14 protein-coding genes are annotated in these 14,492 nt (G+C 59.9%); 6 read left to right on the top strand and 8 right to left on the bottom strand.

Annotation, left to right across the window (positions count from 1 at the left end; all coding sequences use genetic code 11):
• Positions 1 to 21: 21 nt before the first annotated feature.
• Complete coding sequence (locus FGF54_RS09865) at positions 22 to 414, top strand: GFA family protein (protein WP_142779548.1); 393 nt, start codon at positions 22 to 24, stop codon at positions 412 to 414.
• Positions 415 to 506: 92 nt separating this feature from the next.
• Complete coding sequence (locus FGF54_RS09860) at positions 507 to 1,049, top strand: adenine phosphoribosyltransferase (protein WP_142779547.1); 543 nt, start codon at positions 507 to 509, stop codon at positions 1,047 to 1,049.
• A gap of 43 nt (positions 1,050 to 1,092) precedes the next feature.
• On the opposite strand, the gene FGF54_RS09855 is transcribed toward FGF54_RS09860, so the two are convergent.
• From FGF54_RS09855 to ychF, 3 genes are all read right to left on the bottom strand, one after another.
• Positions 1,093 to 1,560: a MaoC family dehydratase gene (locus FGF54_RS09855; RefSeq protein ID WP_142779546.1), complete on the bottom strand. Its 468-nt coding sequence runs from the start codon at positions 1,558 to 1,560 to the stop codon at positions 1,093 to 1,095.
• Positions 1,557 to 2,030: a MaoC family dehydratase gene (locus tag FGF54_RS09850; protein WP_065655710.1), complete on the bottom strand. Its 474-nt coding sequence runs from the start codon at positions 2,028 to 2,030 to the stop codon at positions 1,557 to 1,559. The genes FGF54_RS09855 and FGF54_RS09850 overlap by 4 nt, the downstream gene beginning before the upstream one ends.
• Positions 2,031 to 2,329: 299 nt before the next feature.
• Positions 2,330 to 3,433 carry a redox-regulated ATPase YchF gene (gene ychF / locus FGF54_RS09845; RefSeq protein ID WP_035260423.1) on the bottom strand — a complete coding sequence of 368 codons (1,104 nt, stop codon included), beginning with the start codon at positions 3,431 to 3,433 and terminating at the stop codon, positions 2,330 to 2,332.
• A 241-nt stretch (positions 3,434 to 3,674) separates the two neighbouring features.
• On the opposite strand from ychF, the gene clpS reads away from it, so the two are divergent.
• The gene (gene clpS / locus FGF54_RS09840; RefSeq protein WP_065655944.1) at positions 3,675 to 3,986 is read left to right on the top strand and encodes an ATP-dependent Clp protease adapter ClpS; all 312 of its coding nucleotides are present in this window, start codon (positions 3,675 to 3,677) and stop codon (positions 3,984 to 3,986) included.
• Positions 3,987 to 3,989: 3 nt separating this feature from the next.
• Here the strand turns inward: clpS and FGF54_RS09835 are convergent, their stop codons facing one another.
• The 5 genes from FGF54_RS09835 to FGF54_RS09815 form a co-directional block, all read right to left on the bottom strand.
• The gene (locus FGF54_RS09835) at positions 3,990 to 4,442 is read right to left on the bottom strand and encodes a GNAT family N-acetyltransferase (protein WP_142779545.1); all 453 of its coding nucleotides are present in this window, start codon (positions 4,440 to 4,442) and stop codon (positions 3,990 to 3,992) included.
• A gap of 7 nt (positions 4,443 to 4,449) precedes the next feature.
• Entirely contained in the window at positions 4,450 to 5,166 is a 717-nt protein-coding gene (gene pth, locus FGF54_RS09830; protein ID WP_142779544.1) for an aminoacyl-tRNA hydrolase, read from the bottom strand.
• Between the two features lie 118 nt (positions 5,167 to 5,284).
• Positions 5,285 to 5,998 (bottom strand): ABC transporter substrate-binding protein, encoded by a 714-nt coding sequence (locus FGF54_RS09825; RefSeq protein WP_080853117.1) that lies wholly within the window; start codon positions 5,996 to 5,998, stop codon positions 5,285 to 5,287.
• A 17-nt stretch (positions 5,999 to 6,015) separates the two neighbouring features.
• Positions 6,016 to 8,403 (bottom strand): EAL domain-containing protein, encoded by a 2,388-nt coding sequence (locus FGF54_RS09820; protein ID WP_142779543.1) that lies wholly within the window; start codon positions 8,401 to 8,403, stop codon positions 6,016 to 6,018.
• Between the two features lie 297 nt (positions 8,404 to 8,700).
• Positions 8,701 to 9,309: a 50S ribosomal protein L25/general stress protein Ctc gene (locus FGF54_RS09815; RefSeq protein ID WP_003522887.1), complete on the bottom strand. Its 609-nt coding sequence runs from the start codon at positions 9,307 to 9,309 to the stop codon at positions 8,701 to 8,703.
• A 305-nt stretch (positions 9,310 to 9,614) separates the two neighbouring features.
• Here FGF54_RS09815 and FGF54_RS09810 point away from each other — a divergent pair, with 305 nt between their 5' ends.
• From FGF54_RS09810 to adh, 3 genes are all read left to right on the top strand, one after another.
• A complete protein-coding gene (locus FGF54_RS09810; protein ID WP_142779542.1) occupies positions 9,615 to 11,699 on the top strand; it encodes a bifunctional diguanylate cyclase/phosphodiesterase in 2,085 nt (694 codons plus the stop codon).
• Between the two features lie 105 nt (positions 11,700 to 11,804).
• Positions 11,805 to 12,764: a helix-turn-helix domain-containing protein gene (locus tag FGF54_RS09805; protein WP_080853118.1), complete on the top strand. Its 960-nt coding sequence runs from the start codon at positions 11,805 to 11,807 to the stop codon at positions 12,762 to 12,764.
• 173 nt (positions 12,765 to 12,937) lie between these two features.
• On the top strand, positions 12,938 to 14,455 hold the full coding sequence (gene adh / locus FGF54_RS09800) for an aldehyde dehydrogenase (protein ID WP_059757421.1): 1,518 nt from the start codon (positions 12,938 to 12,940) through the stop codon (positions 14,453 to 14,455).
• Positions 14,456 to 14,492 lie beyond the last annotated feature (37 nt).

Genomic DNA, 14,492 nt, shown 5'->3' with positions numbered 1-14,492 from the left:
TGTGTCGAGAAGGATGGTGAAATGACGACAATTCGTAACGGCGGCTGCCTGTGCGGCTCAATCCGCTTTGAAGCGAAGGGCGAGCCCGGTAATCCGCACACTTGCTCCTGCGATATCTGCCAGCGGCATTCCGGCGCCCCCAGCCTTGCCTGGGTGGAGTTCGAGAGGGATGCGGTGACATGGACGGGAGAGGGCGGCGCGCCTTCGACTTTCCGATCCTCCGATTATTCCAGCCGGGCTTTCTGCCCGATCTGCGGCAGCACGCTTGGCGCCATCGACGACGCGCCGACGGTTGCGTTGGTCTCGGGAAGTTTCGATGACAGGGAAGATGAGGCGCTGCGGCCCCTGTCGCATTCCTTCGAGGATGTCTGCCCGGTCTGGGCGCGGATCGAGGGAATGTCGCCGGCGGAATGAGCGCTGGCCCTTTTTAGTTGGTCCGCAGCCGTCAAGTTGATAGGGTGGCCCGAACCTTCTGATCCATTTCCCTAGTCTCAACTGGAAATACCATGACCCTTATCGCTTCGGAGCTTTCCGCTGCCATCCGTTCCATTCCCGACTATCCGAAGCCGGGCATCATCTTCCGGGACATCACGACACTGCTCGGCAACCCCCGCGCTTTTCGCCGTGCCGTGGACGAACTCGTGCAGCCCTATGCCGGAACGAAGATCGACAAGATCGCCGGCATGGAAGCACGCGGCTTCATTCTGGGCGGTGCGGTGGCGCATCAGCTATCGGCCGGTTTCGTGCCGATCCGCAAGAAGGGCAAGCTGCCGCACACCACCGTCCGCGTCGCCTACAGCCTTGAATACGGCGTCGACGAAATGGAAATGCATGTGGATGCGGTCCAGCCGGGCGAAAAGGTCATTCTGGTCGATGACCTGATTGCCACCGGCGGCACTGCCGAAGGTGCGGTCAAGCTGCTGCGGCAGATGGGTGCGGAGATCGTTTCCGCCTGTTTCGTTATCGACCTGCCCGATCTCGGTGGCCGCAAGAAGCTCGAAGACCTCGGTGTCGAGGTGCGGACGCTGGTGGAGTTTTCCGGCCATTGAGATGGTAACGGGGCAATGGTGACGCTATTGCCCCGACGCTTTTCTATTCGAATTCCAGAACCCCGCTCTGGAAGGTCATCACTGTTTCTCCCGACTGGTTGACGCCCTCGTTAAATGTGGTGTTCAGCCAGACGCCGGCTCTGGATTCCAGCGCTCGGGTGTCGACCAGGGTCACGAAATAGGTGACATCGTCTCCGGCGAAGACCGGTTTTTTCCATTTGAGTTCGCGAAAGCCGGGGGAGGGGCCGAGTTTGGGTGGCTCAAGGCCCTGTAGCTTCAACCTTTTCACCTCTTTGGCCCAGTGAGAGAGGAAGCATTTCATCCAGCCTGCGCCGGTGTGCCAGCCGGAAGCGCAGAGAGCGCCGAAAACGCTGTTCTTTGCGGCTTCCGCATCGAGATGAAAGGGCTGCGGATCGAAATCGCGGGCAAAACGGATGATGTCTTCGGCGGAAAAATGCAGCGTATCGAGGGTGACGCGTTCGCCGATGGGAGAAAGTTCCGCCAGTTTCATGCTGCAACGCCTCCATTGCCGCGCATCAGGAACATCACGGTGTTTTCGCCGTGCGATACCAGAACGCCGCGCTGGTTATAAAGCTCGTGGCGTAATTTCACGAGGCCGATGCCGGGGCGCGACGCGGAAGGTCGCTGTTCCAGCACGATGGATTTTCCGACAAGCGTATCGCCCGCCAGAACCGGCTTTTTCCAGTCGACGAAATCGATGCCGGGGCTGCCCTGCGAGGTCGAGTTCGAGATGTAGCTGTCCGCCATCATCCGCATCAGCAGGCTGCAGGTGTGCCAGCCGGAAGCTGCCAGCCCGCCGAGAATGCTCTGGCGGCCAGCCTCTTCGGACAGATGCATCGGCTGTGGGTCGAATTCGCTGGCGAAGGCGATGATCTGCTCTGCGGAAATCGATTGTGGGCCCAAAGGAAATTCCCGACCGACGGAAAAATCCTCATAGGCATATGTCGCGACCGGCGTCATGGTTTCCTCCCTTCGCACAGTCAATATCGGCGGCATCTAAAATGATTTTTCCCTTTACGTAAAGGTCAAATCGAGGATGCAATGCAGAGGAATGGGTGAGCGGGTGCCGCTTGTTTCTTCTCCCCGCGAGGGAGAAGGTCGCGGCAGCGGGATGAGGGGGCGAGGGTAGAGATATTCGGAGAGCCTGCCCCCTCATCCGACCCTTCGGGCCACCTTCTCCCCGGCGGGGGAGAAGAAATCGTGCCGCAATGTTCGGTTATCCTTCTTGGCGGACCTTATCGAAGTCGCCAAAGGCCGGATCAGGTATTGAAGCGGAAGTGGATGACGTCGCCGTCCTGAACCACATACTCCTTGCCTTCGTCGCGCGCCTTGCCGGCTTCCTTCGCGCCGACTTCGCCCTTGAAGGCGACATAGTCGTTGTAAGCGATGGTGTTGGCGCGGATGAAGCCGCGTTCGAAATCGGAGTGGATGACGCCGGCGGCCTGCGGGGCCTTGGTGCCGCGCTCGATGGTCCAGGCGCGGCATTCCTTCGGGCCGACGGTGAAATAGGTGATGAGATCGAGCAGCTTGTAGCCGGCGCGGATCAGGCGGTCGAGGCCTGCTTCCTCGAGCCCGAGGGCCGAGAGAAATTCCTTCGCCTCTTCATCGGGAAGCTGTGCGACTTCGGATTCGATCGCTGCGGAGATGACGACGGATTCCGCACCCTGGGCCTTGGCCATTTCGGCAACGGCCTTGGTATGTTCGTTGCCGTCGACGGCGTCGCTTTCGGCGACGTTGCAGACGTAGAGAACCGGATGCGCGGTCAGGAGGTTGAGCCCCTGAAGGATGCGCAGTTCCTCGGCATCCAGCGTGGAGAGCAGGGTGCGGACCGGCTTGCCTTCGTTCAGAAGCTTCAGCGAGGCTTCCATCAGCGGCAGCTGCGCCAGCGATTCCTTATCCTTGCCGGTGGCGCGCTTGCGGGTCTGTTCCGTGCGACGCTCAAGGCTTTCGAGATCGGAAAGCATCAGCTCGGTCTCGATGGTCTCGGCATCGGCCACGGGGTTGATGCGGCCTTCGACGTGGGTGATGTCGTCATCCTCGAAGCAGCGCAGAACGTGAACCACGGCGTCCACTTCGCGGATATTGGCGAGGAACTGGTTGCCGAGGCCTTCGCCCTTCGATGCGCCGCGCACCAGGCCGGCAATATCCACGAAGGAGATGCGGGTGGGGATGATTTCCTTCGAGCCGGCAATGTCGGCGAGGATTTTCATGCGCGCATCCGGAACCGCCACTTCGCCGGTATTCGGCTCGATGGTGCAGAAGGGATAGTTGGCCGCCTGCGCCGCTGCCGTTTTCGTCAGCGCGTTGAAGAGAGTGGACTTGCCGACATTTGGCAATCCAACGATACCGCATTTGAAGCCCATGGCTTGAAACCTGTCCGTTTGAAAGAATTCGTTGAGGAGCCTTTTGCGGAAACGGCAGGACAAGGTCAAGCCCGCGGGCCGATTTGTGCGGGCAAAGCACCTTTAATGGTGCGGAATTTCGGGCAGGGTTGCCGATGCCGCGGTTGCGGCGCAATATAAGCCGGTCAAGCGATCGATCTTTCGTCATCAACGGGGTTTTCCCATGAACAACCGCGATGAGCGACAGGCACGAGCGACCATGATGAGTGACAGTCCTGTCGATCTCAAGCCGAAACCGAAAGTCAAACCGAAGCTGGAACGGCCGAAGCTCTACAAGGTCATTCTGCTGAATGACGACTATACGCCGCGTGAGTTCGTTACGATGGTGTTGAAAGCCGTCTTCCGCATGAGCGAGGAAACCGGCCACCGGGTGATGATGACGGCGCACCGCTTCGGCAGCGCGGTCGTCGTTGTCTGCGAGCGCGATATTGCCGAGACCAAGGCCAAGGAAGCGACCGATCTCGGCAAGGAAGCGGGTTTTCCGCTGATGTTCACCACCGAGCCGGAGGAGTGAGCGTTAATCCTGCCGGATCTGGAAACCCGTTTTGTTCTGCACGAAACCGCAGCTTTCGTAAAAGGCGTGGACCTCCGGACGCTGCCGGCCGGTCAGCAGCATCACCTTGTAGCAGTTCGCCGCAAAAGCGGCCTCGACGGCATGGCGCACCACCGCGCGGCCATATCCGCGGCCGCGACGGTTTTCCTGCGTCACCACGTTTTCGATAAGGGCATAGGGGCGTGCGGCGCGCGTCAGGTTCGGAACGATCTGCAGCGTGGCGGTGGCGACCGCTTCTTCGCCTTCGGTCGCAAGAAACACGGTCAGGCCCGGCTGGGCGAGCATGGCCGCGAAAGCGGTGTTCGCTTCTTCTGTCGTCATTTCAGGGTCGGACGGATTGAGCGCCCGGTAAAGGTCAAGCAATCCGGCCAGATCGCCGGCTCCGGCTGCGCGCAGGACGATGGGCTCCGAAGACATTTGCGATCTAGTCCTTCTTGCTGAACATGCGTTTCAGCATTTCGGCCATCGGGCCGGTTTCCGGCAACTTTTTCGGCTGGGCGCTGTTGCGTGCCTGATGGATATGGGACTGTGCGGCGGGTTTGGTCGCCTTGGCCGGCTTTTCGGCTTCCGGCTTGCTGCCCGTGGCCAGCGCCAGCTTGTTCATCAATTGTGAATCCTCGGCTTTCACCAGCATGGCGGCATTGTCGGCAATGGCGTCCAGAAGCGGATCGAGCCAGACCCGGTCTGCCTTGGCGAAATCGCCGAGCACGTGGCCGTGCACCCGTTCCTTGTCCCCGGGATGGCCGATGCCGAGACGCAGGCGGCGATAGTCCTTGCCGCAATGGGCGTCGAGCGATTTCAGGCCGTTGTGACCGCCATGGCCGCCGCCGGTCTTGATGCGGGCGCGGCCGGCCGGCAAGTCCAGTTCGTCATGGATGGCGATGATGTCTGCCGGCGCAAGCTTGAAGAAGCGCATGGCTTCGCCGACGGATTCACCCGAAAGGTTCATATAGGTCAGCGGCTTCATCAGCAGGACCTTCTCGCCGCCGATCTCGCCTTCGGAAATTTCCGCCTTGAATTTTTTCGACCAGGGCGCAAAGGACGGCAGGCGCTGCAGCGCATCGACGGCCATGAAGCCGATATTGTGACGGTTTACAGCATATTGCGCGCCGGGATTACCAAGTCCTGCGATGATCTTCATGGGGCATGTCCGCGTTTTGCCTGATGATGCTGTTGTCACCACCCCGAAAACCGCCGGCTGTCAATCTTTTTATGAGTTTTGCTTTTTATGAGTTTTGCGGGAACGCCGAACCGGCCGCTTATGGGCTGACGAGATTATAGCGGTCGAATATTCGCTGCTGCGTTCCGTCGGCGATCAGCCTGTCCAGCCGGGCCTGTAATTTTGCGATGACCTCGTCGGGCACGCTTTTGTTGCAGGCAAGCCCAAGCTGTTGCCGGGTGAGGGTTATCACTTCCCTGAACGTGTCGGCGGGCAGGCTTTTGAAGGTGCTTTCAGACATGGGCATCAGGTCGATGCGGCCGGCCTTCAGCTTGTGAAGCGTGATCTCGAAATCCGCGCCGACATCCACCTGCGGGAAACCGAGCTTTTCCAGAAGCGCTTCGGTGTAGTCTCCACGCTGGGTTCCCACCCGATATTTCTTGGCTTCCTCAAGGCTGGAGGCTTCGATATTCGCGTTGCGGCGCGCCACGAGAATGTTGCGGTCGATATGGATCGGCGTGACCCATTTGAACTGTTTTTCCCGCTCCGGCGTTCTCGCAGCGGCGAAGACGCAGTGCATGGCCTGCGTTCTGGCCAGTGCGATGGCCCGCGCCCAGGGCATGACGGCGACTTCGTAACTGGTGCCGGTGTCTTCGAGCACGGTTCTGAGCTGGTCGAAATAGACACCCCGCACGCTGCCGTCGCTGGCTTGCAGATTATAGGGCGGATAGACCTCGGTGGTCAGGAAGAGCTTGGCCGCGCTGGCCGGAGTGGCGAGCGCAAGAAAGATCAGGCAAAAGCGGATCAATCCCATGGCTGCCCCCTGCCGGTTCATGCTTGCCGCGCCGCGGCGCGGTTTTGCCCGGACGCCGTGTCGAGTAAGGTGATCAGCCTTTCGACCGGTTGCGGACGTGCGAAGAAATAACCCTGTCCGAAATCAGCGCCTATATCGGTCAGAAGCGCCTTCTGTTCTTCCGTCTCGACGCCCTCGGCAATGACGGCGCAGTTCATCTTGTGCGAGATGGCCGCGATGCCTTCGACCAGCATGCGGTTGCGCTGCCTGATATCCATCCTGTCGTCACAGATCGAGCGGGTGAAGGACTGGTCTATCTTGACGATATCGACCGGAAAACGGCTGAGATAGCTGAGCGAAGAATAACCCGTGCCGAAATCGTCCAGCGCGATGCGGCAGCCGAGCTGGTGGATGGCATTGAGGATCGCCCGGATTTGCGGATCGTCCTTCATGATAACGGCTTCGGTGATCTCGATGACCAGCCGTCTGGGAAGAATGCCGTGGCGGTGCAGAACGCCGGCAATGCGCGTCGGCAATCCCGGTTCGAATTGCAACGGCGAGAAATTCACCGCCACATAGGTCTGGTCCATGCCCGGCAGGCGCGACAGCCTGGCAAGATTGGCGATCGACTGATCGAGAATGACATTGCCGATGCGGTGGATAGTGCCGTTTTCTTCCGCAAGGCTGACGATTGCGGCCGGAGAAAGCAGGCCCTTGTCCGGGTGGTTGAGACGCAGCAGCGCCTCGAAACCCGCCGTCTGGCCGGTGGCGAGGTTTTGAATCGGCTGGAAATAGGCCTCGAACCAGTCTTCGGAAAGCGCCTGCGCGATATCCCGTTCCAGCTCCGCATGTTCGCGCGCCCGGTCCATGATCGAGCTGTCGAAGACCTGCGACCCGTTCTTGCCCGTGCGCTTGCGGGTATACATCGCCATGTCGGCATTCTGCAAAAGCTCGGAGGCGCTGGCGGCGTGCAGGGGATAGACCGCCATGCCGATGCTGGCGCTGAGGCGGATGCTGTTGCTTTCGATCTCGAAGGGCGTGTCCAGCATGGCGCAGATGCGCTCGCAGAATTGCAGGGCGCGCTCTTCCACCTTGTCGCCGGCCAGAAGAATGGCGAATTCGTCGCCGCCAAGCCGCGATGCGCTGTCCAGCGGCGTCAGCAGCGGTTCGAGCTTCAGCGTGAACTGTTTGAGAACGGCGTCGCCCGCGGCATGGCCGAGATTGTCGTTGATCGCCTTGAACCGGTCGAGGTCGATGAACAGGCAGGCCAGCTCGCTGCCATTGCGGTCCGCATCGCGGATCTGCAGGTCGAGAATGGCCTCGAAACCCTGGCGGTTGAAAAGGCCGGTCAGGTGGTCGGAAATGGCCTGCTGGCGGTTGCGCTTTTCCGACTGGCGCAGTTCGGTCACGTCCGTCATCACGCAGAGGCAGGTGCTCTGATGGGCCGCATCGCCGGAATCGAGGGCCTTTTCGAGGATGAGCGCATCCATGACGCTGCCATCCATGCAATGGAAACGCACGGTAATGCCGCTATGCGAGGCGTCGGGCAAGGGATGAGCCGTCTTGCGCTGCTGGAACAGAAGCCGGTCATCGGGATGGATGAGATCGGCGAAATTCAGGCCGAGTATCCGGGTGCGGTCGTAACCGGTCGCCTGCACCCAATAGTCACTGACGGCGGCAATGCGGTCGTGCCTGTCGAGCGAAAACAGCATGGCGGGCGTGCGGTTGTAGATTTCTGTCTTACGCTCGTGCGCGTTCTTGATCTCCAGCTCTTCCTTTTCGAGCTGGGTCTGCATTTCGTTGAAGCTTTTCGCCAGCCGGCCGATTTCGTCCTTCGAACGCCAGTCGACGTGGTGGCGCGAGCCGAGACGCCGCGTCGCCTCGATGGCGGCCGCCAGCCGCATTAGCGGGCGGATGACCATGAAGCGGTTGCCGGCGATGGCGGCAAGAACGATGGTGAGGACGGCGAGGATGAAAATCGTGATGAAGGCCAGTTCGGTGCGGCTGAGAGAAGTCAGAAGGCCGACATCGTCGTAATAGACCGTCAGTTGCCCGACGGTGACGGTGCCCTTCGTGGTCTTGTAGGTGACCTCGCGGGTCATCGAGGCGGCATCCTGAATGATGTCGCTGCCGGCAGTCTGGACGACATCAAGCTGGCCGGATGTATCCTTGACCTCGACCATGCGGATCATGGGATCGGAAACGAGAGTTCCGGTAATCTGGTTTATCGTGTCGTCATCAAGGTCCCACAGGGGCCGGGCAAGCGCCTGAGTATTGGTCGACAGCAGAATTTCAATATGATTGCGCTGGCTACGGATGGCTTCGTTGTAGGAAAGCGTCAGCAACAGCGTGAATAGCGGGGCGACCACTGTAAGAAGTGCGCCGGAAACAATCGCGATAAAGCGACTTTCGACGGAATGAGCCATGTTCGATTGCAGCTACCCTTTGCCCCAGACTTGCTGCGCCCCGTTTCGTCCGCCCGGAGGGTTTTGCGAGGGTTTTCGGCAAAAGCCTGTTTTCCAACGCATTTCCTCAGCCCGACCGGTGTTCCACGACAGCGCGAGGGTATCGTTTCATGGAAGTGTTAATCGACACTGAAACGGGTTCCGTATCAGGTGAGGATGGCAAGCTTTCTGGTTTTAAAGTTCATAAAAACTAAAAGGCCCGTTCCGAAAACGGAACGGGCCTCATTGTTCAAAGCTGTCCGGCCTTGCGGCCGCCGATTATTCCTCGGAAGCTTCTTCGGTCGTTTCTTCTGCAACGCCAGCGGCCGGAGCAACGATCGTTGCGATCGTGAAGTCACGGTCGGCGATAACCGGCGTGATGTTCTTCGGCAGCTTCACATTCGAAATGTGGACGTTGTCGCCGATCTTCAGACCAGCGAGATCGACCGTGATGAATTCCGGAATGTCGTTGGCCGGGCAGTGGAATTCCACCGTGTGGCGAACGATGTTCAGAACGCCGCCGATCTTGATGTCCGACTTTTCTTCGTTGACGAAGTGAACCGGAACTTCGACGTTGACGAGCGTGTTGCCCGAAACGCGCAGGAAATCGACGTGCATGGTGAAGTCGCGGACCGGATCAAGCTGGTAGTCCTTCGGGAGAACCTTGATCTTCTTGCCGTCGACGTCGATGATCGCAACCGTCGTCATGAAACCGCCGGCGTGGATACGCTTGGTGACTTCGTTGGTCGACAGGGCGATGGAGATGGGGGCCTGCTTGTCACCATAGATGACAGCGGGAATCAAACCGTTGCGGCGAAGTTCACGAGAGGACCCCTTACCAACTCGTTCGCGCGCCTCGGCCTTGAGCTCATACGATTCTTTGCTCATGGCAATTCCTTTCGAGGTTATATGGAGAGTTCACGCCGAACGAAGCGGCCTGAACCGGAGAGGCCAAAGGCCATCCCGCCCGCGTTGCCTCCAAGGGTGTCTACACGGGTGCGGGCGCTATAATACAAACGGGGCATAAAGACAAGAGCGGCCCGTTTTTGACGGTTGCCGCTTTATAATTTTATTAGTTATCACTAATTCACTCGTTTGTTGCAACCTTTAATATATGCTTATCCATGCGCATAAACCGGGTGAAAACTCGGCGAATGATAAGGCTACGCAAAATTCCAATTGCGTAGATGACAATGTTCAAAGTTCTCCAGTGCCTCACCATCGATCACGACTATCGATACACCGCCGCAGCGGTCTTCGTCTGCATGCTGGGTAGTTTCGTTTCGATGCGCCTTTTTTCGAAAGCACGTCTGGCGACGGGGGTGCAGAAGGTCAACTGGCTGTTTCTGGCGGGCGTCAATGGCGGGGCGGCGATATGGACCACCCATTTCGTAGCGATGCTGGGCTATGTCGCGGCGGGCGATGTCGGATACGATCCCTATCTGACCGGGCTGTCGCTTCTGATCGCCATTACCACGACGACTGCCGGCTTCGGCATTTCCGCCTATGGCGGGCGCAGCGTGCTGGTGGAAGCCGGTGGCATCGTCCTCGGCCTCGGCATTGCGGCCATGCACTATACCGGTATGGCCGCCTATAATGTTCAGGGCATGATTTTCTGGGATCAGGCCTATGTCATCGCCTCGCTGATATTGGGAGCTGTGCTGGGCGCCATCGCGGTCAATCGCATTGCCCGGCCTCTCAACCGTTTCTGCCAGTATAGCGCGGTGGCGTTTCTTATTCTGGCCATTGCCTCGATGCATTATACCGGCATGGCGTCGATGTCCTTCGACTTCGACCCGCGCATCGTTATTCCGGAAAACCTGCTGCCGCCGGCCATCATGGGCGGAGGCGCCATTGCGGTGACGCTTCTGCTTCTGGCGCTCGGGCTATCCACCTATGTCATCGATGCGCAGTCCACTCAGCAGGCGGTTGCCCGCTATCGCCATCTTTCGTTGCACGATCCGCTGACTGGTATTCCCAACCGGGCGGCATTCATCGAGCATCTCAATCGCCGCACACGCCATGTCTCGATGGGGGCGCATACGGCGCTTCTGTCCATCGATCTCGACCGTTTCAAGGAAATCAATGACGTGCATGGCCATGCGGCGGGTGACGCCGTGCTGCGCGCCATCGCCGACCGCGCGAGTTCCGTGCTGAAGACCGGAGAGTTTCTGGCGCGCATGGGCGGCGATGAATTCGTGGCGATGACCCATTCCTATTACACCCGCGCCGACGGCGCGGAATTCGCCCAGCGATTGATCGAGCAGATCAGCAAGCCGGTGGAATGGAACGGGCAGACATTTTCGGTCGGCGCAAGCGTCGGCATATCAGTTCGCAATACCGGCTCCATCGATGCCGATACGCTGATGGCCCAGGCGGATGTCGCCATGTACCGGGCAAAAAGCGGTACTTCGGACACCATATGCTTTTACGACAAATCCATGGACGAGGCCGCGCGTGAGCGCAACGTGCTGGCCGTCGCCATGCGCAGCGGCCTCGCCAATAACGAGTTCGAGCTTTATTACCAGCAGCAGAACGACACCAAGAGCGGCAGCATCGTCGGTTTCGAAGCGCTTTTGCGCTGGAACCATCCCGAACGCGGCATGGTCTCCCCGGCCGAATTCATTCCGATCGCCGAACAGACCGGCTTTATCGTCGAACTGGGCGAATGGGTTCTGAGAGAAGCCTGCGCGCAGGCCGCTCAGTGGAAAAAATCGCTCGCCATTGCCGTGAACGTCGCGCCGCAGCAGCTTGCGGATAATGATTTCCCCGACAAGGTTGAGAAAATTCTCGCCGAGACGGGGCTTGCGCCGGAAAGGCTCGAGCTGGAAATCACCGAAGGCAGCATCATCGCCGACCATCGCCACGCGCTCGTCACCATCCGCAAACTCAAGTCGCTCGGCGTCAAGATCGCCATGGACGACTACGGCACGGGCTATTCCTCGCTTTCGACGCTGCAGAGCTTCCCCTTCGACAAGATCAAGATCGACCGCGCCTTCATCGATGGCCTCTCGACCAACGTGCAGTCGGAGGCGATCGTTCGCTCGACGCTCATTCTGGCGCACAGCCTCAATATTCCGGTGCTTGCGGAAGGGGTCGAAACCAAGGCCCATATCGAGTTCCTGCGGCGTGAAGGCTGCCTGCAGGTGCAGGGCTTCTTTTTCGGCAAGCCCGGTCCGCTGACCTCCATCGCCAATCTCGTGGACGATACGTTCCTCTCGGCCGAGGATGAAACGGACGTGACCGCCGGCCGGCGTTATTTCAAGGCGGTCCGATAGTCTGACGCAGCCTGCGGCTGCGCCCGGCAAGGCCGGTCGCGAAATTTTTTGTTGAAACATGGCCGCTTCCAGCGCACCATCGCCGAAAAGCTTTGGGAGGAGCGTATGCCGACAGACATCGCCCATGCGGAACGCGTGTATGAAACCGCGCGCCATCGTTCCGCCGCCGCAAGTTCTCCGATTGTCGCCTCCTGGCGTCGCTGCATGGTCAAACATCATCTTGCACCGGAGGAAAACCGCAAGCCGATCTTTCTCAACGAATATGAATTCCGCCGCGCCCGCGAAAGTGCGGCCGGCCTGATTGCCGAAAGCACGGATGAACTCGACCGCATTTTCCAAAGCGTCGGCAAATCCGGCTGCTGCCTGCTTTTGACCGACGCGCAGGGCGTTGCGCTGGAGCGCCGCGGCGCTTCGGGCGATGACCGTGATTTCCGGGCGCTTGGCCTCTGGTCCGGGGCGGTCTGGAGCGAAGAAAGCGTGGGCACCAACGGTATCGGCACGGCGCTGGTGGATGAGCGCTCGGTGGTGGTCTACCGCGATCAGCATTTCTTCACATCGAATACCGAACTCTGCTGCACCACGGCCCCCATCCGCGATCATACCGGCCGGGTGACGGGCGCGCTCGATATTTCTACCTGCCGCGACGACATCAACGAGATGACCTTTTCCTTCGTCACCCAGGCGGTGAAGGATGCGGCGCAGCGCATCGAGGGCAATCTTTTCCGCCGCGCCTTTCCGGGTGCGCGCATCGTCGTCGTGCCGAGCGGGTTCGGCGCGGCGCTGTCGCTGCTGGCCGTGGATCAGGACGATCTCGTGCTGGGCGCGACCCGTGCCGCACGCCTTGCGCTGAAGCTGGACGATGCCCGCATCGCGCAGGGACTGCCCGCCGCCGATGTTCTTCAGGAACAGCGCCACGATGGCGGTTCCGACCTTGCGGAAGCGGAACGCTCGGCGCTGCGGCGCGTGTTGTCACGCACCAACGGCAATGTCACGCAGGCCGCTTCGCTGCTCGGCATCAGCCGCGCCACGCTTCACCGCAAGATGAAGAAATTCGACGTGCATTAAAGCGCGTGCGGGTGCGATCCGGCTAATCGTGCCGGATCGAGGCGCCTTTGTCGCAGATGTGAGACAATGTGCGCTGCGGAACCGCGCCGCCCCTCTACCGAACCGCGCCATCTAGGCCCACCTTTCTCCCATGCGATCCGCTGCGGATCGTTTTCATCAGGGAGGATGAAATCATGAACATTCAGGTTCAGCAGAAAGCGGGCGAAGCGCCCTTCAAGCTGAAATACGGCAATTACATCGGCGGCAAATGGGTGGAGCCGAAATCCGGCCGCTACATGGATAATCTTTCGCCGGTCACCGGCCACAAGATCTGCGAAGTGCCGCGCTCGGACGCATCCGACATCGAGTTCGCGCTGGATGCCGCCCACAAGGCCCGCGATAAATGGGGCAAGACGAGCGTGACGGAGCGCTCCAACATCCTGCTCAAGATCGCCCAGCGGATCGAGGACAATCTCGATCTCATCGCCCGTGCCGAAACATGGGACAACGGCAAGCCGCTGCGCGAAACCACCAATGCGGATATTCCGCTCGCCATCGACCATTTCCGTTATTTCGCGGGCTGCATCCGCGCCCAGGAAGGCACGATCGGCGAAATCGACAACGATACCGTCGCCTATCACTTCCATGAGCCGCTCGGCGTCGTCGGCCAGATCATTCCCTGGAACTTCCCGATCCTGATGGCCGCGTGGAAGCTTGCACCGGCGCTTGCCGCGGGCAATTGCGTGGTGCTGAAGCCCGCCGAACAGACACCGGCCTCGATTCTCATCGTGATGGAACTGATCGAAGACCTGCTGCCGCCCGGCGTCCTCAACATCGTCAACGGCACGGGCCTCGAAGCCGGCAAGCCGTTGGCGCAGAGCAACCGCATCGCCAAGATCGCCTTTACCGGCTCCACCTCGGTCGGCAAGGAAATCATGCGTTATGCGGCTGACAACGTCACCAACATCACGCTGGAGCTGGGCGGCAAGTCGCCGAACATCTTCTTCGCCGATGTGATGAACGAGGACGATGCCTTCCTCGACAAGGCGCTCGAAGGTTTCGCCTTCTTCGCGCTCAACCAGGGCGAAGTCTGCACATGCCCGTCACGTGCGCTGGTCCATGAATCGATCTATGACCGCTTCATGGAAAAGGCGATCAAGCGGGTGCAGGCCATCAGCCAGGACGATCCGCTCAATCCGTCGACCATGCTGGGCGCGCAGGCCTCGCAGGAACAGTTCGACAAGATCATGAGCTATCTGGAGATCGGCAAGAAGGAAGGCGCCAGGGTTCTGACCGGCGGCGACCGCAAGACGCTCACGGGCGATCTGAAGGATGGCTATTACATCCAGCCGACCGTCTTCGAAGGCAACAACAAGATGCGGATTTTCCAGGAGGAAATCTTCGGACCGGTTGTCTCCGTCACCACCTTCAAGACGGTGGAAGAGGCGCTCGAAATCGCCAATGACACGGTTTACGGTCTGGGCGCAGGCGTCTGGAGCCGCGATACCAACATCGCCTATCGGGCCGGCCGGGGCATCGAAGCGGGCCGCGTGTGGACGAATTGCTATCACGTCTATCCCGCGGGCGCTGCCTTTGGCGGTTACAAGCAGTCGGGCATCGGTCGCGAGACCCACAAGATGATGCTCGACCATTACCAGCAGACCAAGAACCTGCTCGTGTCCTACAGCCCGAACAAGGTCGGTTTCTTCTGAGGTCCTCCCCGGAAGCCGGCGAGGGGCTGTGGTGCCA

It is taken from the genome of Agrobacterium sp. T29 (assembly GCF_006970545.1).
GTDB classification, from domain to species: Bacteria; Pseudomonadota; Alphaproteobacteria; order Rhizobiales; family Rhizobiaceae; genus Agrobacterium; species Agrobacterium leguminum.
The sequence above is the reverse complement of the archived record's forward strand: the minus strand, read 5'-3'. Positions and strand labels throughout refer to the sequence as shown.

Bases quoted from the DNA above. Each gene is read 5' to 3' on its own strand.
- FGF54_RS09835 (WP_142779545.1), bottom strand. From the start codon at position 4,442: ATGTCTTCGGAGCCCATCGTCCTGCGCGCAGCCGGAGCCGGCGATCTG.
- FGF54_RS09805 (WP_080853118.1), top strand. From the start codon at position 11,805: ATGCCGACAGACATCGCCCATGCGGAACGCGTGTATGAAACCGCGCGC.
- ychF (WP_035260423.1), bottom strand. From the start codon at position 3,433: ATGGGCTTCAAATGCGGTATCGTTGGATTGCCAAATGTCGGCAAGTCC.
- FGF54_RS09825 (WP_080853117.1), bottom strand. From the start codon at position 5,998: ATGGGATTGATCCGCTTTTGCCTGATCTTTCTTGCGCTCGCCACTCCG.
- FGF54_RS09865 (WP_142779548.1), top strand. From the start codon at position 22: ATGACGACAATTCGTAACGGCGGCTGCCTGTGCGGCTCAATCCGCTTT.
- FGF54_RS09850 (WP_065655710.1), bottom strand. From the start codon at position 2,030: ATGACGCCGGTCGCGACATATGCCTATGAGGATTTTTCCGTCGGTCGG.
- clpS (WP_065655944.1), top strand. From the start codon at position 3,675: ATGAGTGACAGTCCTGTCGATCTCAAGCCGAAACCGAAAGTCAAACCG.
- pth (WP_142779544.1), bottom strand. From the start codon at position 5,166: ATGAAGATCATCGCAGGACTTGGTAATCCCGGCGCGCAATATGCTGTA.
- FGF54_RS09810 (WP_142779542.1), top strand. From the start codon at position 9,615: ATGTTCAAAGTTCTCCAGTGCCTCACCATCGATCACGACTATCGATAC.
- adh (WP_059757421.1), top strand. From the start codon at position 12,938: ATGAACATTCAGGTTCAGCAGAAAGCGGGCGAAGCGCCCTTCAAGCTG.
- FGF54_RS09820 (WP_142779543.1), bottom strand. From the start codon at position 8,403: ATGGCTCATTCCGTCGAAAGTCGCTTTATCGCGATTGTTTCCGGCGCA.
- FGF54_RS09855 (WP_142779546.1), bottom strand. From the start codon at position 1,560: ATGAAACTGGCGGAACTTTCTCCCATCGGCGAACGCGTCACCCTCGAT.
- FGF54_RS09860 (WP_142779547.1), top strand. From the start codon at position 507: ATGACCCTTATCGCTTCGGAGCTTTCCGCTGCCATCCGTTCCATTCCC.
- FGF54_RS09815 (WP_003522887.1), bottom strand. From the start codon at position 9,309: ATGAGCAAAGAATCGTATGAGCTCAAGGCCGAGGCGCGCGAACGAGTT.